The organism is Brachybacterium phenoliresistens, assembly GCF_039530785.1.
Lineage (GTDB): Bacteria > Actinomycetota > Actinomycetes > Actinomycetales > Dermabacteraceae > Brachybacterium > Brachybacterium phenoliresistens.
The window spans coordinates 17,050-33,755 of the sequence record NZ_BAAAOW010000006.1; the positions used below are offsets into that span (position 1 = coordinate 17,050).

Annotated in this window: 18 protein-coding genes; 2 read left to right on the forward strand and 16 right to left on the reverse strand. The window is 73.7% G+C overall.

What is annotated here, in order from left to right:
- Positions 1–107: 107 nt before the first annotated feature.
- The 11 genes from ABD234_RS12975 to ABD234_RS13025 all read right to left on the reverse strand — a co-directional run bounded on the left by ABD234_RS12975 (position 108) and on the right by ABD234_RS13025 (position 10,612).
- Positions 108–1,460 carry a dihydrolipoamide acetyltransferase family protein gene (locus tag ABD234_RS12975; RefSeq protein WP_344356911.1) on the reverse strand — a complete coding sequence of 451 codons (1,353 nt, stop codon included), beginning with the start codon at positions 1,458–1,460 and terminating at the stop codon, positions 108–110.
- A gap of 2 nt (positions 1,461–1,462) precedes the next feature.
- A complete protein-coding gene (locus tag ABD234_RS12980) occupies positions 1,463–2,452 on the reverse strand; it encodes an alpha-ketoacid dehydrogenase subunit beta (protein ID WP_344356914.1) in 990 nt (329 codons plus the stop codon).
- A complete protein-coding gene (locus tag ABD234_RS12985) occupies positions 2,449–3,465 on the reverse strand; it encodes a thiamine pyrophosphate-dependent dehydrogenase E1 component subunit alpha (RefSeq protein ID WP_344356917.1) in 1,017 nt (338 codons plus the stop codon). Before ABD234_RS12985 ends, ABD234_RS12980 begins: the two co-directional genes overlap by 4 nt.
- On the reverse strand, positions 3,462–4,763 hold the full coding sequence (locus ABD234_RS12990) for an NAD(P)H-dependent oxidoreductase (protein ID WP_344356920.1): 1,302 nt from the start codon (positions 4,761–4,763) through the stop codon (positions 3,462–3,464). Before ABD234_RS12990 ends, ABD234_RS12985 begins: the two co-directional genes overlap by 4 nt.
- Complete coding sequence (locus ABD234_RS12995; protein ID WP_051486962.1) at positions 4,760–5,185, reverse strand: transcriptional regulator GutM; 426 nt, start codon at positions 5,183–5,185, stop codon at positions 4,760–4,762. The genes ABD234_RS12990 and ABD234_RS12995 overlap by 4 nt, the downstream gene beginning before the upstream one ends.
- Before the next feature lie 15 nt (positions 5,186–5,200).
- Positions 5,201–5,572 carry a PTS glucitol/sorbitol transporter subunit IIA gene (locus ABD234_RS13000; RefSeq protein ID WP_038373350.1) on the reverse strand — a complete coding sequence of 124 codons (372 nt, stop codon included), beginning with the start codon at positions 5,570–5,572 and terminating at the stop codon, positions 5,201–5,203.
- Between the two features lie 11 nt (positions 5,573–5,583).
- Complete coding sequence (gene srlE, locus ABD234_RS13005; RefSeq protein ID WP_344356925.1) at positions 5,584–6,621, reverse strand: PTS glucitol/sorbitol transporter subunit IIB; 1,038 nt, start codon at positions 6,619–6,621, stop codon at positions 5,584–5,586.
- Positions 6,618–7,310, reverse strand: coding sequence for a PTS glucitol/sorbitol transporter subunit IIC (gene srlA, locus ABD234_RS13010; protein ID WP_344356928.1), 693 nt, complete (start codon positions 7,308–7,310; stop codon positions 6,618–6,620). Before srlA ends, srlE begins: the two co-directional genes overlap by 4 nt.
- Before the next feature lie 291 nt (positions 7,311–7,601).
- Positions 7,602–8,780: an endo-1,4-beta-xylanase gene (locus tag ABD234_RS13015; protein WP_344356931.1), complete on the reverse strand. Its 1,179-nt coding sequence runs from the start codon at positions 8,778–8,780 to the stop codon at positions 7,602–7,604.
- Between the two features lie 481 nt (positions 8,781–9,261).
- The gene (locus ABD234_RS13020) at positions 9,262–9,759 is read right to left on the reverse strand and encodes an NUDIX domain-containing protein (protein WP_232226428.1); all 498 of its coding nucleotides are present in this window, start codon (positions 9,757–9,759) and stop codon (positions 9,262–9,264) included.
- Positions 9,760–9,763: 4 nt separating this feature from the next.
- Positions 9,764–10,612, reverse strand: a complete 849-nt coding sequence (locus ABD234_RS13025) for an aldo/keto reductase (protein WP_038373353.1) — start codon at positions 10,610–10,612, stop codon at positions 9,764–9,766.
- A 140-nt stretch (positions 10,613–10,752) separates the two neighbouring features.
- Here ABD234_RS13025 and ABD234_RS13030 point away from each other — a divergent pair, with 140 nt between their 5' ends.
- The gene (locus ABD234_RS13030) at positions 10,753–11,745 is read left to right on the forward strand and encodes a DMT family transporter (RefSeq protein ID WP_344356934.1); all 993 of its coding nucleotides are present in this window, start codon (positions 10,753–10,755) and stop codon (positions 11,743–11,745) included.
- A gap of 7 nt (positions 11,746–11,752) precedes the next feature.
- Here ABD234_RS13030 and ABD234_RS13035 read toward each other — a convergent pair whose 3' ends face one another.
- From ABD234_RS13035 to pdxT, 3 genes are all read right to left on the reverse strand, one after another.
- Positions 11,753–12,625 (reverse strand): aminotransferase class IV, encoded by an 873-nt coding sequence (locus ABD234_RS13035; RefSeq protein WP_038373355.1) that lies wholly within the window; start codon positions 12,623–12,625, stop codon positions 11,753–11,755.
- 63 nt (positions 12,626–12,688) lie between these two features.
- Positions 12,689–13,306: a WXG100 family type VII secretion target gene (locus ABD234_RS13040; RefSeq protein WP_038373356.1), complete on the reverse strand. Its 618-nt coding sequence runs from the start codon at positions 13,304–13,306 to the stop codon at positions 12,689–12,691.
- Between the two features lie 120 nt (positions 13,307–13,426).
- Positions 13,427–14,017, reverse strand: a complete 591-nt coding sequence (gene pdxT / locus ABD234_RS13045) for a pyridoxal 5'-phosphate synthase glutaminase subunit PdxT (RefSeq protein ID WP_344356937.1) — start codon at positions 14,015–14,017, stop codon at positions 13,427–13,429.
- A 207-nt stretch (positions 14,018–14,224) separates the two neighbouring features.
- Here pdxT and ABD234_RS13050 point away from each other — a divergent pair, with 207 nt between their 5' ends.
- Positions 14,225–15,493: an MFS transporter gene (locus ABD234_RS13050; RefSeq protein ID WP_344356940.1), complete on the forward strand. Its 1,269-nt coding sequence runs from the start codon at positions 14,225–14,227 to the stop codon at positions 15,491–15,493.
- Between the two features lie 28 nt (positions 15,494–15,521).
- Here ABD234_RS13050 and ABD234_RS13055 read toward each other — a convergent pair whose 3' ends face one another.
- Both ABD234_RS13055 and ABD234_RS13060 read right to left on the reverse strand, forming a co-directional pair.
- On the reverse strand, positions 15,522–16,229 hold the full coding sequence (locus tag ABD234_RS13055; protein ID WP_344356942.1) for a VOC family protein: 708 nt from the start codon (positions 16,227–16,229) through the stop codon (positions 15,522–15,524).
- Positions 16,230–16,296: 67 nt separating this feature from the next.
- The gene (locus tag ABD234_RS13060) at positions 16,297–16,674 is read right to left on the reverse strand and encodes a VOC family protein (RefSeq protein WP_344356945.1); all 378 of its coding nucleotides are present in this window, start codon (positions 16,672–16,674) and stop codon (positions 16,297–16,299) included.
- Positions 16,675–16,706: the final 32 nt, after the last annotated feature.

Consider the following 16,706-nt stretch of genomic DNA (forward strand, 5'->3'; position numbering starts at 1 on the left):
GCGCCGGGGGCGGGCACGACCGGTCGTCCAGGAGCCGCGAGCCAGGCGATCGCCTGGCTCGCGGCCCTCGGACCGCCGTCCGTGCACGTCCTCGGCGTCGCCCGTCGCTACAGCGCGAGCCGCAGCGGGTCGTCCAGGAGGTCCTGGATGGTCTGCAGGGCGCGGGCGGCATCGGCGCCGTCCGCGACGCGATGGTCGATGCTCAGGCCGAGCTCGCAGGTCATGCGGGCGCCGAGGGTGCCGTCCGCCTCGACGACCGGGGCGACGCCCACGGTGCCGACGCTGAGCGCCGTCGCCTGCGGCGGGGTGATCAGGGCGTTGAACCGGTCCACGCCCAGCCCGCCCAGGTTGGACAGGGTGCCGGTGGCCGGCCCGAACAGCGACGGGTCGACCTTCCCCTCCTTGGCGGAGGCGCCGAGGGCGCGGACCTGCGCGTCCAGCTCCCGCACGCCCAGCTGGTCGGGCTCGCGCAGCACGGGCACCAGCAGCCCGCCGGGGGTGTCGACCGCGAGGACGATGTCCACGGTGGGGTTGCGCCTGACCCCGGTGCCGGCCCACGAGCCGTTCAGCTGCTCGTTCCCGCGCAGGAGCATCGCATAGGCGCGCAGCAGGAGCGTGGTCCAGCTGACGCCCTTCAGCACGCCGGTGCGGGCCCGTGCCGCGACGGACAGGTCCATCCGCCGGAACGCGGTGAACTGCGGGATCAGCGGGGTGGCGGCCATGGCCTGCGCGGTGAGCTGGCGGGTGCGGCGCTCGCGCGCGGTGCCCAGCAGCTCCTCCGGTGCGGCCTCGACCACGGGCGCCGCGGGCGCGGCCCCTGCGGCCGATGCCCCCGAGGCGGGAGCGGGCGTGCCGGCGGCAGGCGCGGCGGCCGCCGGGTCCTGCCGCTGCGCCCCGGAGGCGGTGATCGCCTCCTTGACGTCCTTGACGCGCACCGTCCCGTGCGGGCCGGTCGGGGTGATGGTCCGCAGGTCCAGGCCGTGGTCGCGGGCGAGCTTGCGGGCCAGGGGCACGGACGGCGGCATCGGCCCGTCCGGTGCCGCGGCGGGCGGGGCGCCGTCCGCCGCACCGCCGGCGACCTCCTCGGATCCCGAGGGCCCGGGCGGGGAGTCCGGCGCTGCGCTCGCCCCGGGGTCGGCGGCCGTGTCGATCCCGCCGGAGGCGTCGGCCCCCGCGTCCCCGCCGTCGCCGGAGAACAGGTCCCCGAGCAGGTCGTCCTCCTCGCTGGCGACGATGGCGATGTTCCCGCCGACGGGGACGACGTCCCCCTCGGCGCAGAGCAGGGAGGTGACGGTTCCGGCGGCCGGGGACTCGACCTCCATGTCGACCTTGTCGGTCATGACCACGGCGACGACGTCGCCCTTGGCGATCACGTCGCCCTCGGCGACGTGCCATTCGGTGAGGGTGCCCTCCTCCATGGTCATGGACATCTTGGGCATGGTCAGGGGGATGTCGGCCATGGTCACCACTCCCTCACGAGCGCGGTCGCCTCGCGGACGATGTCCCCGACCTGCGGGACGGCGGCCTTCTCGAGGTCGGGGTTGTACGGGATCGGGACGTCGAGGCCGCACAGGCGCCGCACCGGCGCCTGCAGGTGCCCGAAGGCCTCGGACTCGACGATGCTCGCGGAGATCTCCCCCATGAACCCGCCGAAGCGCACGGACTCCTGCACCAGCAGCGCCCGCCCCGTCTTCACGACGGAGGAGACGATCAGCGGCAGGTCCAGCGGCTTGAGGGTGCGGGGGTCGATGACCTCGGCGCTGATGCCGTCGGCGGCGAGCTGCTCGGCCGCCTCGAGGGCGCGCTGCACCTCGACGCCGGTGGCGACGATGGTCAGGTCGCTGCCCTCTCGCTCGATCCGGCCCACGCCCAGGCGGCCCACCGCGAAGGTCTCGGGCACCTCGAAGGTCTGCTTGTACAGCAGCTTGTGCTCGAGGACGATCACGGGGTTGGGGTCCTCGAGCGCGGCCAGCAGCAGCTCGGCGGCATCGGTCGCGTTCGAGGGCATGACGACCTTCAGCCCGGGGATGCACGTGAACCAGGCCTCGAGGGACTGGGAGTGCTGGGCGGCGGCGCCGGTGCCGGAGCCGCCGGGGGCGCGGATCACCAGCGGCACGGTCGCCTGCCCGCCGACCATGAAGTGGAGCTTCGCGGCCTGGTTGGCGATCTGGTCCATGGCCTGGGCGGTGAAGTCGGAGAACTGGATCTCGACGATGGGCCGCATGCCGGTGACCGCCGCGCCGACGCCCATGCCGACGATCCCGAGCTCGGAGATCGTCGTGTCGCGCACGCGCTCGGCCCCGAAGCGGTCGATGAGGTCGTTCTCCACGCCGAAGGCGCCGCCGTACAGGCCGACGTCCTCGCCCATGAGGAACACCCGCTCATCGGCCGTCATGGCCTGGGCCATGGCCTCGCGGATCGCCTCGGAGTAGGTCATCTCGCGCATGCTCATCGGGTGGCCTCCTGGAGCCGGGTGTCGGTGGCGTCCACGCCGGAGGGCGCGTACACCGCGTCGAGCAGTGCGGCAGGATCGGGCTCCTCGCCCTTGGTGCCGAAGACGACGGACTCGCGGATCGCGTCGCGGGCGGCGGACTGCGCGGCGTCCAGCTGCGCCTGGTCGACGAGGCCGGACTCGAGCAGCCGGTGGGCGAAGGCGGCGATCGGGTCGCGGCCCTTCCACTCGGCGATCTCCTCCTTGCTGCGGTAGCGGTTCTTGTCCGACTTCGAGTGGCCGCGCCAGCGGTAGGTGACGGCCTCGATGAAGCTGGGCCCCTCCCCCGCGCGGGCCCGCTCGATGGCGCGGGCGGTGGCCTCGGCGACCGCGACCACGTCGTTGCCGTCGACGGTCTCGCCGGCGATGCCGTAGCCGGCGGCCTTGGCCGAGAGGTCGACCTTGAAGGCGGACTTCGCGGACATGGACATGCCGTACTGGTTGTTCTCGCACACGAACACCACCGGCAGGTCCCACATGGAGGCCAGCGTCAGGGCCTCGTGCCAGGCGCCCTCGCCCACGGCCCCGTCGCCGTGGAAGCACACGGCGACCTTCCCGTTGCCGGTGAGCTGGTTGGTCAGCCCGGCGCCTGCGGCGATGGGCACGCCGCCGGCGACGATGCCGTTGGCGCCGAGGTTTCCGGTGGCGACATCGGCGATGTGCATCGACCCGCCGCGGCCGCGGCAGTAGCCGTTGTCCTTGGCCAGCAGCTCGGCCATCATCCTCCCGAGGTCCGCGCCGCGGGCGATGCAGTGCCCATGGCCGCGGTGGGTGGAGGTGATCTGGTCGCCCTCGACGAGGTTCAGGCAGGTCCCGGTGGGGATCGCCTCCTCGCCGATGGACAGGTGCATGGTGCCGTGCATCATGCCGCGGCCGTAGAGGTCCTCGACGGCCTCCTCGAACAGGCGGATCCGCCACATGGTGCCGAGGGCCTCGAGCGCGGCCCCGGCGTCCTCCAGGAGCGCGGTGCTCATCGGACCACCCCCGAGCCGATCAGGGCGTCCTGCATGCGGCGCATCGCGACCAGCGGCCGCGACTCGTCCAGCTCGACGTCGGCGTAGGTGAGGGCCTGCCCGGCGGGGACGTCCCGCACCAGGGTGGAGGTCGCGGCGAGCGCGATCGGCAGCAGGTCCGCCTCGCGGGCCTGGGCGGCGTCGTAGGCGGTGCCGTGCAGGTGGTGGCCGCCGATGCCCTCGAGCCGGGTGCCGGCGGCGAGGTCGGACTTCGCCGTCGCGATGACGTCGGCGCTCCAGGTGGTGGAGATGAAGGAGGGCCGGCGGTCCAGCACGGCCTCGCCGATCGACAGGGGCGCCTCGACGGAGGCCAGGTGGTAGGGGCGGTAGATCTGGAAGTAGTCGCCCTCCCCGGGCAGGCGCAGGTAGTGCAGCTCCTCGGTGACGACCTCGTTGTCGCTGCGGGCGATGACGAAGACGCCGGGGGCGACGTCGCCGGTCACGTACTCGACCACGGGCCGCTCGCCCTGGATGATCCCGCCCTCGGAGGCCGGGCGGAGCTTCTTCGCGAGGTCGGCGAGGTCCACGGCCTCGCCGTGCATGCCCGGCTCCTCGATGGCGTAGCCGGTCGCGTTGGCCAGCGCCGCCATCTCGATCTGGGTCTTGGTGCCGTCGGTGAAGGAGCACAGCATCTTGGGGTTCATGCCCTTGCGCCGCGCCTCCTCCTCGACGTCCTCGGGCACGTCCGTGGGCCGCATCGGGTTGTTCTTGCCCTTGCCGGCGACGACCACCTCGAGGCCCAGGTCCTCGGCGTACTCGACGAGCTTGACGCACTCGACGGGCTCGTCGCCGCGGCACACGGTGTAGACGGCGTCGCCGGCGGCGGCCATGCGCGAGAGCAGCAGGCCGACGGTCACATCGGCCTCCACGGTCATGAGGGCGACGTCGGTGCCGGCGAGCACGCAGGACAGCGCCACCTGGGCGGCGACGTCGGGGATGCCGGAGACCTCCACGACGATGTCCAGCGGCAGCTCGGCCAGGCGCAGCCCGTCGTCCAGGACGGCGGCCTGCCCGGCCTCGATGACGCGGGCGGCCTCCTCGATCGAGGCGGCGCGGACCACGTCGGTGCGGCCGGCCGCGGCGAGCGCCTGCTCGGCCCGCTCGACGGCGACGTCGGCCACGGCGGCGACCTCCATGCCGCGGGCGCGATGGACCTGGGCGACCAGGCCCGATCCCATCTGCCCGGCGCCGACGACGCCGACGCGGACGGGGCGGCCGAGGGCGGCCTCGCGCTCGGCCAGACGCTGTGAGTAGCTCATGCTGCGGATCCTTTCGGGGTGGTCGCGGCGGGATGCGACCGGCGGGCGGACCGGGCGGTCTCGCGGTACTGGGTGGTGGCCTGCTGGAGGGCCTCCTCCATCCACCGGCTGGTGGCGCGGGAGGGGGCGGCCTTCAGCGGGCCCTCGAGGAACTCGGCGCGGCGGAACCGCGCCAGGACGGTCGAGCCCTGCATGGTGCGGGCCTCGAGGATGCGCCGGGTGGTGGTGTCCACCGCGAGGATGACGACGCATCCGCGCAGGAATCCCTTGCCGCGCCCGGAGACGACGACCACGCCCGTGCGGTCGTGGGCGAGGGCCACCGCGCGCACGGTGCGGGAGTAGGCGCGGTGCTGGAGGTAGCTGAACGCGAACGACAGGAGGATCGCGGCGATCAGCAGGACGACGAATCCGAGCTGGTCCATGGGGTGCTCCTCGGGTCAGCCGCCGGCGCGGACGGTGATCCGCGCGCCGGTCTGCGGGGCGGGAGCGGGGCCGGTGACGTGCACTGCGCCGGGCAGCAGCTTCTGCTCCCCCGCGTCGACGTACAGCACCAGGTGCCCCAGCTCCCGCATGTTGCCGGAGGCCTGCTCGCCGATCTGCTCCACCCGGTACTCCGCGGGGCCGATGGCGATCACGTCGCCGGGCTCGATGTCGCGGGCGAGCTCGCCGGTATGGGCGTGGACGACGCTGACGTCGGCCAGGGCCGGCGGCACCGGCTCGCCGAACAGGATGATCACCCCGGCCTCGAACATGCCGGGGGCATCGGCGCCGATGCCGGTGACGGTCGAGGTGTACAGCTCGGTGGTCATGAGGGGGCCTTTCAGTTGACGAGGAAGCCGGCGAGGTAGGCGATGACGACGGCGATCGGCGAGGTGATCAGGCGGGAGAAGAGCACGGCGGGAACGCCGATGGCGACCGTCTCCGCCTTCGCCTCCCCGAGGGACAGGCCGACGGGGATGAAGTCGCAGCCCACCTGGCCGTTGATCGCGAACAGGGTCGGCAGCGCGTACTGCACGGGCAGGTTCCCGGCGCCGATCTGCGTGCCCATGAGCACGCCGACGACCTGGGCGATCGCGGCGCCCGGCCCGAGGATCGGGGACAGGATCGGGATGGCGGTGATGACGCCCAGCAGCACCAGGCCGATGGGGTTCTGCACCAGCGGGGTGACGCCCTTGGCGATCGCCTCGGAGATCCCGGTGTAGGTGACGATGCCGATGAGCAGCGACACGTACGCCATGAAGGGGATGATCGTCTGCAGGCACAGCTGGATGGCCTGGCGCCCGGAGGACAGCAGGGTGTTGATGAAGTATCCGATCGCGCCGCCGAACTTCACGACGATCCCGGAGAACCCGCCCATGCCGCCGCCGGCCATGGCGGCGCCGGTCGCCTCGATGCGCTCCTGCTTGGTGGGCAGGGCCGTCGGGGCGCCCGCGGCCGTCGCCCCGGCGGCCGATGCCCCCGCGGCGGGGGCCGCCGCGGCGGCGTCCTCTTCGGCCGGCAGCACGTCCTCGACCCCGACGGCGGAGACGAAGATGTCCTCGGTGATGAACTGCGCGAGCGGACCGGAGGGCTCGCCCGGGTAGACGTCGACGGTGGGGATGCGCTTGCGGGGGTAGACGCCGATGCGGGCGGTGCCGCCGCAGTTGATGACCGCGCACATCACGCGCTCGTCGTCGATGTGGTTGGTGAAGCCGTCGACCGCGGTGGCGCCGGTGAGCTCGGCGATCCTCGCGGCGACGGGGTGGATCCCGCCGCTGGTCACGGACAGGACGATGTCCTTGCCCTCGGTCGGGGTGAGGGTGAGGCCGGGGCCCCAGCCGCCGCGTCCGTGGCGGACGCGCACGCTGCCTGCGCTCATCGGGAGCCTCCCTGGATGCGGCCGTCCTGGTAGTCGGCGTCGAACTGGGCGAAGGTCGCGCGGTGCTGCGGGTCGCGGCGGATCATCACGGCGGTGATCCACTGGGTGACCATGCCGCGGATGAGGATCACGATGATGCCGACGAGGAAGTACAGGACGGCGAGCTTCGTGTAGGCCCCCGGGTTCACCGCGAGGACGCCGGCGCTGACGCCGGTCCACACGAAGATCTCCCCGGCGTTGGCGTGCGGGAAGAAGCTCGTCACCGGGTGCACGAAGGAGACGGCGGAGTCGTAGAAGGCGGGCTTGTACCGCTCGGGCAGGAAGCGCCCGAAGGTGTAGGCCATGGGGTTGGTGAGCATGATGACCGCGAGGATCGGCATCAGCGTGTAGCGGGTCAGGGCGTACTTCCCCGACCACTGCACGGCGCGGGTCACGCGGTCCTCGCCGATCCACGTGGTCACCGCGTACATCGCGGTGAGCAGGACGATCAGCAGCGGGAGGACCCCGGTCACGAGGCCCATGAAGCTGTCTGCGGAGGCTTGGAACAGGCCGATGAAGTGCTCGGCGACCCAGGTGACGGCCTTCATCACCGGGTTGTCCGCGCCGACGGCGGGCGCTGCGGGCTCGGCGAGGATCAGGCCGTCGGCCCTCTCCAGGGCGCCGGTCCCGAGCGGGACGGAGCGAGTCATGGTGAATCTCCTTCGATCCACGGGCGGCGCCGGCGGCGGCGCCTCGGACAGGGCGGTGGTGCGGTGGTGCGCGGGCGGGTCGGGCCCGACGCTGGGCACGAACGGTCGTCACATCTGTGACAACCAGAAGCACACCTGTGTACTCGTGCGGTGACATCGTGCCCTCCGGCACAGCGGGCGCGCAAGCCCCTCCCCGGGGGTAATCCGGGAAACGCACAGGTGTGCACATGCGGACGGGCCCGCCTCCTGCGCTGTGCAGGTGGCGGGCCCGGTCGGGAGGCGAGGAGCGGGTCAGCGCTCCAGGGCGGGATGGCCGGCGCGGCCGCTCGCCGCGGCGAGGGCGTCGCGCACGGCGTGGTAGGCCGGCTTGCGGGTGTAGTCCTCCCACATCACCGTCGCCGCCCCCTGGCCTTCGAAGGTGACCGGCACCCACGAGTAGGTGTCCACGAAGCCCCACAGCGTCAGGGACTCGCAGCCCTCGACGGACAGCGCGGCCTCGGTCACGCGCCGGTAGTACTCGGCCTGCTTCTCGAGCTGCTCCGGGGTGGGCTCCGCGCCGTCGGGCAGGTCCATGCGCACGTCGAGCTCGGTGACGGCGGTCCGCAGCCCCAGGTCTGCGAAGCGCTGGAGGTTGTCGGCCAGGTCGCCGGGGAACCCGTAGCGGGTCGAGAGGTGGCCCTGCGTGGAGAAGCCGTCGACCGGCACGCCGTCGGCCAGCAGCTCCTGGATGAGCGCGTAGTAGGCGTCGGACTTGGGGTTGATGCCGTCGACGTTGTAGTCGTTGAAGAAGAGCTGGGCCTGCGGATCGGCGGCGCGCGCCCAGCGGAAGGCATCGGCCACGATCCCGATGCCCAGCTCGCGGATCCAGATGTTCTGCTCCTCGCGCAGCCGGGCGTCGTCGTCGAAGATCTCGTTGGCGACGTCCCACTGGTGGATGCGCCCCGCGTACCGGCCGACGACGGTCTCGATGTGCTCCTTCAGCAGCGCCCGCAGCTCGTCCGCGGAGAAGCCGCCCTGCTCGAGCCACTCCGGGTTCTGGTTGTGCCACAGCAGGGTGTGCCCGCGCACGACCTGGCCGTGCTCGGCGGCGAAGTCCATGATCGCGTCGGCCTCGTCGAAGCGGAAGGTCTCGCGGTCCGGCCGCAGGAAGTCCCACTTCATCTGGTTCTCCGCCGACAGCGAGGTGAACTCGCGCCCCAGGAGCTCGCGGTAGGTCGCATCGTCCGTGAACGGCGGCGGGTAGTCCTGGCTGTCATGGTGCCCGCCGCCGGCGACCGCGGTGCCGATCCGGATCGCCGACCCCGCCGCGAACGCCAGGGTGTCCTTCTTCGCCAGCCCCGGCGCGGTGCCGCGGCCGGGCGCCGCGTCGCCCCCGCCCGGGGCGGCGGCCGCCGAGCCGGCGACCAGCGTCCCTCCGGCGATCGTTCCGGCGGTGACCGCCGCGGCGGTGAGGATCTCGCGTCGCATCATGTCGTCTCCTTCGACTCGGGGCAGGCCCCTTCGGGCCGATGCGCTGCGCGGCGTCGCCGGGCCGGAACGTCCTCCATGACGTCACCTCTCGCCCGCTCCCGCCGCAAAACTTTTCGGGAACTTTTATGTCCGGGAGGAGCCTAGAGTGACCCGGCCCACGCGTCAAGGCGCGCACGACCGCGCGCCGGCGGACGCCTCGCGACCCGTCGCGCGCTCAGGCGCAGAGAGCCCGAGGTGCAGCCCGGGCGATCGGGGACGGCGGCACCCGCGCCCGCTCCAGGGGGGAGACGGATGATCGTGTCCGCGCCCTGGAGGAATTGCAGGCCCCTGTTCCACGGAAAGCGATGTCCTGGAACAGGGGCCTGCAATTCCTCGAGTCTCGCGGTCGCCCTCCCCGACCGCGGCCTCGCCGCGACCGGCACGCCCGCCGCGCGAACGAGGGCGCGCATCGCGCGCGCCGGCGGGTCGGCGCGGCCCGGGCTCAGAGCTCCGGAGGGATCTCGAAGGGGCCGATGCCCAGGGGGCGGGAGCCGGGGTCGGCCAGGAGCCACGCCGCCACGCCCGCGGGGTGCACCTCGTAGGAGGGCAGGTCGCGGATCGGCAGCCAGGCGGTCCCGACCTGGGCGCCGTCGGGCGCGCTGCCGAGCCCGGGCTCCTCCCCGGCCTCGAGCTCCGCCCAGAACGCGACGTTGACCTGCTGGAACGTGAGGTGCGTGCGGTCCGGCGCCCAGGTGCGCACCTCGTACACCAGCGCCGCCCCGTGGACCCGGACCCGGGCGCCGATCTCCTCGAGGCACTCGCGGCGCAGCGCCTCCTCCTGGGTCTCGCCGAACTCGTGGCCACCCCCGGGCAGGTCGAAGATCTCGCGCTCGCGCCCGTCGGCGCCGCGGACGCGGGACCGGTTCATGAGGATCGCCCCGTCGCGGACGATCATCGCCTTCACCGCCGCCCGCGGCGTCCGCCCGGGGCCGCTGGTCACGGGGTCAGCGCCCCTGGTGGCCGCCGAAGACGGACGGGTCCGGGCCCTGGCGGCCGGCCTCGCCCCGGTGGAGGGCGGTGATCGCCGTGACCTCCTCGGAGGTCAGCTCGACCTCGAGGCTCGCGAGGTTCTGGGCGATGCGCTCGGGGGTGACGGACTTGGGGATGACGACGTTGCCCAGCGCCAGGTTCCAGGCGAGGACGACCTGCGCGGTCGTCGCGCCGTGCGCGGCGGCGATGTCCTCGACCACGGGGTCGGTGAGCTCGCCGCCGCCCTGGCCCAGCGGGGACCAGGACTCGGTGACGATGCCCTTGTCGGCGTGGAGGGCGCGCAGCTCGGGCTGGGCGAAGTACGGGTGCAGCTCGATCTGGTTGAGGACGGGCAGCACGCCGGTCTCCGCCTCGAGCAGCGCGAGGTCCTCGGCGCGGAAGTTCGAGACGCCGATGGAGCGGATGCGGCCCTGCTCCTGCAGCTCGACGAGCGTCCTCCAGGTCTCCACGGCCAGGCCCACGCCCGGCGCGGGCCAGTGGATGAGGTACAGGTCCAGCTCCTCGAGGCCGAGGTCGGCCATGGTCGCGTCGAAGGAGGCGAGGGTGGCCTCGCGGCCCTGGTCCTGGTTGGGGACCTTGCTGGTCACGAAGATCTCGTCGCGCGGGATGTCGGTGGCGGCGAGCGCCGCGCCCACGCCCTTCTCGTTGTTGTAGCCGCGGGCGGTGTCGATGTGGCGGTAGCCGGCCTCGAGCGCGTGACCGACGACCTCGGCCGTCTCCTCCGGGCCGACCTGCCAGACGCCGAAGCCGAGCTGCGGGATGGAACGGCCGTCGTGGAAGGTGATCGCGGGCGTGCTGGGCATGATGCTCCTCGGGGACGGGCCGCGGCCGGGCGCCGCGGCGGCACGGACCCGGTCAGGCTATCGCTTTCCCATCGGCCGATGAAGACCTGCGCGGGCGGCCCGCGACCGGGGGCGGGCGCCCCGGCGTATCGTGGACCGACGTGACGAGCACTCCCCCGCAGACCCCGCCCCTCCCCGTCGGCATCCCGGCCCCCGCCCCGCTGCACGCCCCGCGCTGGGCGCTCCCGGCGGCCGTGGTCGGCGGCGTGATGGGGGCGCTGCAGTCCCGCATCAACGCCGATCTCGCGGCGGAGCTCGAGGACGGCTTCACCGCCGCCGCGATCTCCTTCGGCAGCGGGCTGGTGATCATCCTGCTGCTGCTCGTGGTGATGCCGCGCGTGCGCGAGCTCTCGCGCGGGTTCTGGCGCGACCTGCGCTCGGGCGGCTTCCCCTGGCCGCTCGCGCTGGGCGGCCTGGGCGGGGCGACCTTCGTGCTCGGCCAGGGCCTGAGCGTCGGCCTGATCGGCGTGGCGCTGTTCATCGTCTGCGTCGTCGCCGGCCAGACGGTGACGGGCCTGGTGGTGGACCGGGTGGGGCTGGGCCCCGGCGGGGTGCGGCACCTGACGCCCACCCGCGTGGTCGGCGCGATCATGATGGTCGCCTCGGTGGCCCTGGCGATGTCCGGCGGCATCGCCACCGAGGCCCCGTGGTACCTGCTCGCGCTGCCGATGGTCGCGGGCGTGGCGATGGGCCTGCAGCAGGCTGTCAACGGCCGCGTCTCCCAGCACAGCGGCCACTTCATGGTCGCGACCCTGGGCAACTTCATCGTCGGCACCACCGCGCTGGTGCTCGCCGCAGGAATCCATGCCCTCGTGGTCGGCGCCCCGCAGCCGCTGCCGACGAACCCGCTGCTGTACTGCGGCGGCGCGATCGGCGTCGTCTTCATCGCGATGGCCGCGCACCTGGCCGGGCCGCTGGGCGTGCTGACGCTGGCGATGGCCACGATCTCGGGGCAGATCATCGGCTCCGTGGCGCTGGACGCGCTGGGCGGGCAGGGGCACCTGACCCCGGCGACCATCGGCGGCGCGGTGCTGACGCTGCTCGCGGCGCTGGTGACCGCGGGCCTGCGCCGCCGGAGGCCCGTCGCGGCCTGACGCCGGCTCAGCGGCCGCGCAGGTGGTCCAGGAGGCGGGCGGTGAGCTCGGGATCCTGCGGCAGCTCCTGCGCGTCGAGGTGGGTGATCGGTGCGACCAGGCGGGTGCTCGAGAGCAGCCAGGCGCCGTCGGAGGCGGCGACCTCCGCCGGGGTCATCAACCGCTCCCCCGTGCTCGCGCCCTCGGCGGCCAGCAGCGCGAAGGCGGAGGCCACGGAGGTGCCCTGCAGCACGCCCGCGCTGACCGGGGTGGTGGAGAAGGCCTCGCCATGGCGGACCAGCAGGGTGGAGGTCGGCCCCTCGAGGGCGTAGCCGTCGGTGGAGACGAACAGGACGTCGTCCGCGCCGCGCCGCTTCGCCTCGCGCACCGCCGCCATGTTCCCGGCGTAGCTGAGGGTCTTGGCGCCGGCCAGCAGCCAGGGCGCATCGGCGACGACGGTGCTGGGCAGGCCGCGGCTGAGCGCGGCGACGCGGATGCCGGCGCGCTCGCGGGACCAGTCGACGGATTCGCGGGCGTGGATCCACGCGCTGGGCCGCCCGGAGCCCTCGTTCCCGCGGGTCATCACCACGCGCACGGACAGCTCGGGGACGTCCGCGTGCTCGTGGACGGCGAGCGCGAAGGCCTCCTCGAGGATGTCGAGGTCGGGGGCGGGCAGCTCGAGCATCTCGGCGCTGCGGGCCAGGCGCTGCAGGTGGGGCCCGAGGTTCTGGGGAGCGCCGTCGAACACGCCGACGGTCTCGAAGACGCCGTCGCCGCGGGTGACGCCCAGGTCGATCACGGTCAGCTGCGCCGCGGCCTCCTCGGCGACCGCGTAGGGCATGGCGTGCGTGCCGCCGCCGGCGACTCCGGGGACCAGGACGAGGACGGGCTGGGCGGACATGCGATCGGGCCTCCTGTGCTCCGCGCGCTCCGGGACGGGCTCCCGGTGCTCGCGGGCCCCAGGCTACTCGTGCCCGATGGACTCCGAGACCAGCACCCCCGGGGGCAGCGTCACCGGGGCCGGCAGGGCATGGAAGGTGCCGAGGTCCTCGCCGATCCGCCAGCCCGGCTGGACCGGCACCGGGCAGGTGAAGAACCGCGGCGGCCGGATGGGCCCGAGCGGCGTTCCCGGCACGATCGGCTGCGGACCCCCGACCAGGGGCGGGTCGACCCGCAGGAGGGGCGGCTCGGGGGCGACGAGATGCGGCCCTCCGATGATCGGCGGCAGCTCGACCCGCGGCAGCTCGACCGGTCCGAGCGGGAGGCCCGGCAGGGCCGGGACGTGCCGCGGTCCGCCCGCATCGCGGGGCCCGTCCGGGGAGGAGGCGGCGTCCTGCTCATCGGCCGCGGCCGCGAGGGCGAGGCTGCGCCGGCGCAGCAGGTGGGCCGCGTCGGCGATCGCGGGGCGCACGCGGAAGGACCATTCGGTGCGGAAGGCGTCGGCATCCGGGCCGGTCCAGGTGACGCCCTCGATGAGGGCGCGCAGCCGGGCCTCGAGGTCGTGCAGCATCTCGGCGCGGCGGGCGACGAGCGAGGAGCCGTCGCGCAGGGACTCCGTATCGGCCCCGTAGAACGTGGTCATCCCTGCTGCCTCCTGCGCTGCTCGTCTCCCCTGCCCCTGCAGGTCGAGCGTACGGCGGGGACGCGGGCGGGGCCATGGGGAGGAGTCCCCATGGCGCCGCCCGTCGGAGGAGCCCGGGACTCAGCCGCGCTCGCGCGCCCGCTGCACGAGCAGCCGGTGGAAGCGCGTCTCCCCCGAGACCTCCGGATGGAAGGACAGGCCCAGCAGGCTCCCCTGCGCGACGGCGACGGTGCGGCCGTCCTCGAGGCGGGCCAGCGCTCGGGCGGAGGGGCCGATCTCCTCGACCACGGGCGCGCGGATGAAGGTGGCCCGCACCTCCGGCGGGTCGAGCGAGGGCACCTGCAGCCGCGTTTCGAAGGACTCCGCCTGGCTGCCGAAGGCGTTGCGGCGCACGGTCACGTCGAGCCCCCCGAAGGTCTCCTGGCCGGGGGCGCCGTCGAGGATCCGGTCCGCCAGCAGGATCAGCCCCGCGCAGGTCCCCAGCGCCGGCAGGCCGTCGGCGATCGCGGCGCGCAGCGGGTCCCGCAGCCCGAAGGCGCGGGACAGCCGGTCGATGACGGTGGACTCCCCGCCGGGCAGCACCAGGCCGTCGACCTGCGCGAGCTCCTCGGGGCGGCGCACCAGCCGCGCATCGGCCCCGAGGTCGGTGAGCACGCGCAGATGCTCGCGCACGTCGCCCTGCAGGGCGAGCACGCCGACGCGGACGCTCATCGGCCGCCGCCGATCCGAGGGGCCGAGGGGGCGGGGAGGTGCTCATGCATGCGCGCCAGGGTAGCGCGAGGCCCGGCCTCGGGGCGGCCCGGCGCCATCACGGTTCATCCACGGGCACCACCCCTTGTGTACGAACGTCCTCATCGTGGGTAGACTCCCCCGCGACGGCGCGCGCCGTCCCCCACCGAGGAAGGCAGAGCACCGCCCATGTACTCGCTCCTGCTGGCGATCATCTACATCGCCTTCATCAGCCTGGGACTCCCCGACTCCCTGGTCGGGGCCGGCTGGCCCGTCATGCACCAGGACCTCGGCGTCCCGGTGGCCTTCGCCGGCATCATCACGATGATCATCGCCGGCGGCACGATCGCCTCGAGCCTGGCCTCGGAGCGGGCCACCCGCCGGCTCGGCGCCGGGTGGGTCACGGCGATCAGCGTCGGCATGACGGCGGCCGCGCTCGTGGGCTTCTCCACCTCGAGCGCGTTCTGGATGCTGTGCCTGTGGGCCATCCCCTACGGCCTGGGAGCCGGCGCGGTCGACGCGGCCCTGAACAACTACGTCGCCCTGCACTACGCCGCCCGCCACATGAACTGGCTGCACAGCTTCTGGGGCGTGGGCGCGTCCATCAGCCCGTTCATCATGAGCTACGCCCTGACCTCCGACATGGGCTGGACCGGCGCCTACCTGACCATCGGCGTGGCCCAGGCCGGGCTGACCCTGGTGCTGCTGCTGAGCCTGCCGCTGTGGGGCAGGGCGAGGCCCGCCCCCGAGCCCGATCCGGCCGATGTCGCAGGGGAGGTCGGGCAGTCGCGCGCCCACGTCCCGCTGGCGACCGCTCTGCGGATCCCCGGCGTCCCCCTGGTCCTGACCGCCTTCTTCGCCTACTGCGCCCTCGAGAGCACGGCGATCCTGTGGGCCTCGACGTACCTGGTCAGCGAGCGGGCCGTGGTCCCCGCCACGGCGGCGGCCTTCGCCTCCCTGTTCCTGCTCGGCATCACCGCCGGGCGCTTCCTCACCGGCCTGTTCGCCGATCGGGCCGGGGACCGGCAGCTGATCCGCGGGGGCTTCCTCACCGTCGCCGCCGGGATCGTGCTGATCGCGCTGCCGGTGGGCACCGACATGCTCGCCCTGGCGGGACTGGTGATCGCGGGCCTGGGCTGCGCGCCGATCTATCCGGCGATCATCCACTCCACGCCGGTGAACTTCGGCCGCCGCAGCTCGCAGGCGATCATCGGCATCCAGATGGCCGCCGCCTACACCGGGTCGACCCTCGCGCCGCCGCTGTTCGGCGCGCTCTCCAGCGCGACGGGGATGTGGACGTTCCCGGCCATGCTGGGCGTGCTGGTCGCGCTGGGGCTGCTCATGTCCGAGCGCTTCAACCGGCTCGTGGCGCGCCGGGACCGGGACGGCGCCCGGACCGATGCCCCGCTCGACGGGGCCGAGGCGGCGGACGCCGGATCCCGTCCCGCTCCCCGCTGACCGGCGGCGCCGGGGCCCCGACGCTCGCTCAGGCCTTCCCTGCGGCCGAGGTGTCCACGCAGATCACGCCGCGGTTCCCCTCCTGATCGGCGATGACGGTCAGGCCCGGAGCCTCGCTGTCGTCGACGATGCTCCCGCCGGCGGCGAGCACGGCGGCGATCCGCTGCTCACGGACCTCGGCCGCCACGTAGACCTCGAGGTGGAACCGAGGCTGCGGGGCATCGTCCTCCTCCGCGTCCCCGAACCAGAGATTCGGCACCCGCCCCGTCGGATCGCGGATCTCGTCGCTCGGCGAACCGTGCCCCTGGGACTCGGGGGTCCCGGTGAGCAGGGCCGCCCAGACCGGGGCGATCCGCGCGGAGCGCGCTGTGTCCAGTCCCAGCTCGATCTGGCTGACTGCGGCGGGATCGGCCTGCAGCCCCTGCTCGGCCGCGATCCCGGTGATCCGCGCGGCGAGGTCGAGGTCCTGCTGCGTCACCCATTGGACGACGAGCTCCGAGCCGTCACCGGGGCGGAAGATCGCATCGTCGCTGACCAGGACGAGGTCGACATGCCCCGTCCCCATCGCCGCGCGCGGGTGATGCCCGATCTCGTCGCCCGCGGCGGCGACCGCGACGAGGAACTGCGCACCGACGGCGAAGTCCTCGATCCGATACCGGGCGTGGAGCCCCTGGGCCAGCTTGCGCCAGTCCGCGAGCCCGGCCGCGGCGATCGTCTCCCCCGTGAGCATGTCCATGCCCGGGGACCCTACTCCCGCCGGTGCGCCGCGACAACGGCGCGGAGCTCGCGCGAGGCGACCGCGGTCATCCCTGGTTCAGGAACCACCGATGCCCCGACGGGTCGCGCAGGACCGCGAGGCGACCGTGCGGCGTGTCCTCCGGCGCGCGGTCGACCCGGGCGCCTGCGGCCGCGGCCCGCGCGACCACGGCGTCGACGTCCTCCACGTCCAGGTGCAGGCTGACCGCCGCCCCGCGGTGGGGATCCGGCGGTGCGACGCCGGCCTCCTCGAACGCGTCGGACATCATCAGACGCGCGCCGCCGACGCTCAGCTCGACATGCCCGACGCGGCCGTCGTCCATGACGATCGGGTCGACGCTGACCTGCGCGCCGAGCACATCGCAGTACCAGCGGACGGCGGCCCGGCTGTCGGGCACGCAGATGTAGGGGGTGATCTCAGGCATGGCCGGCTCCTTCGTCGTGGTCCGCCTCCATC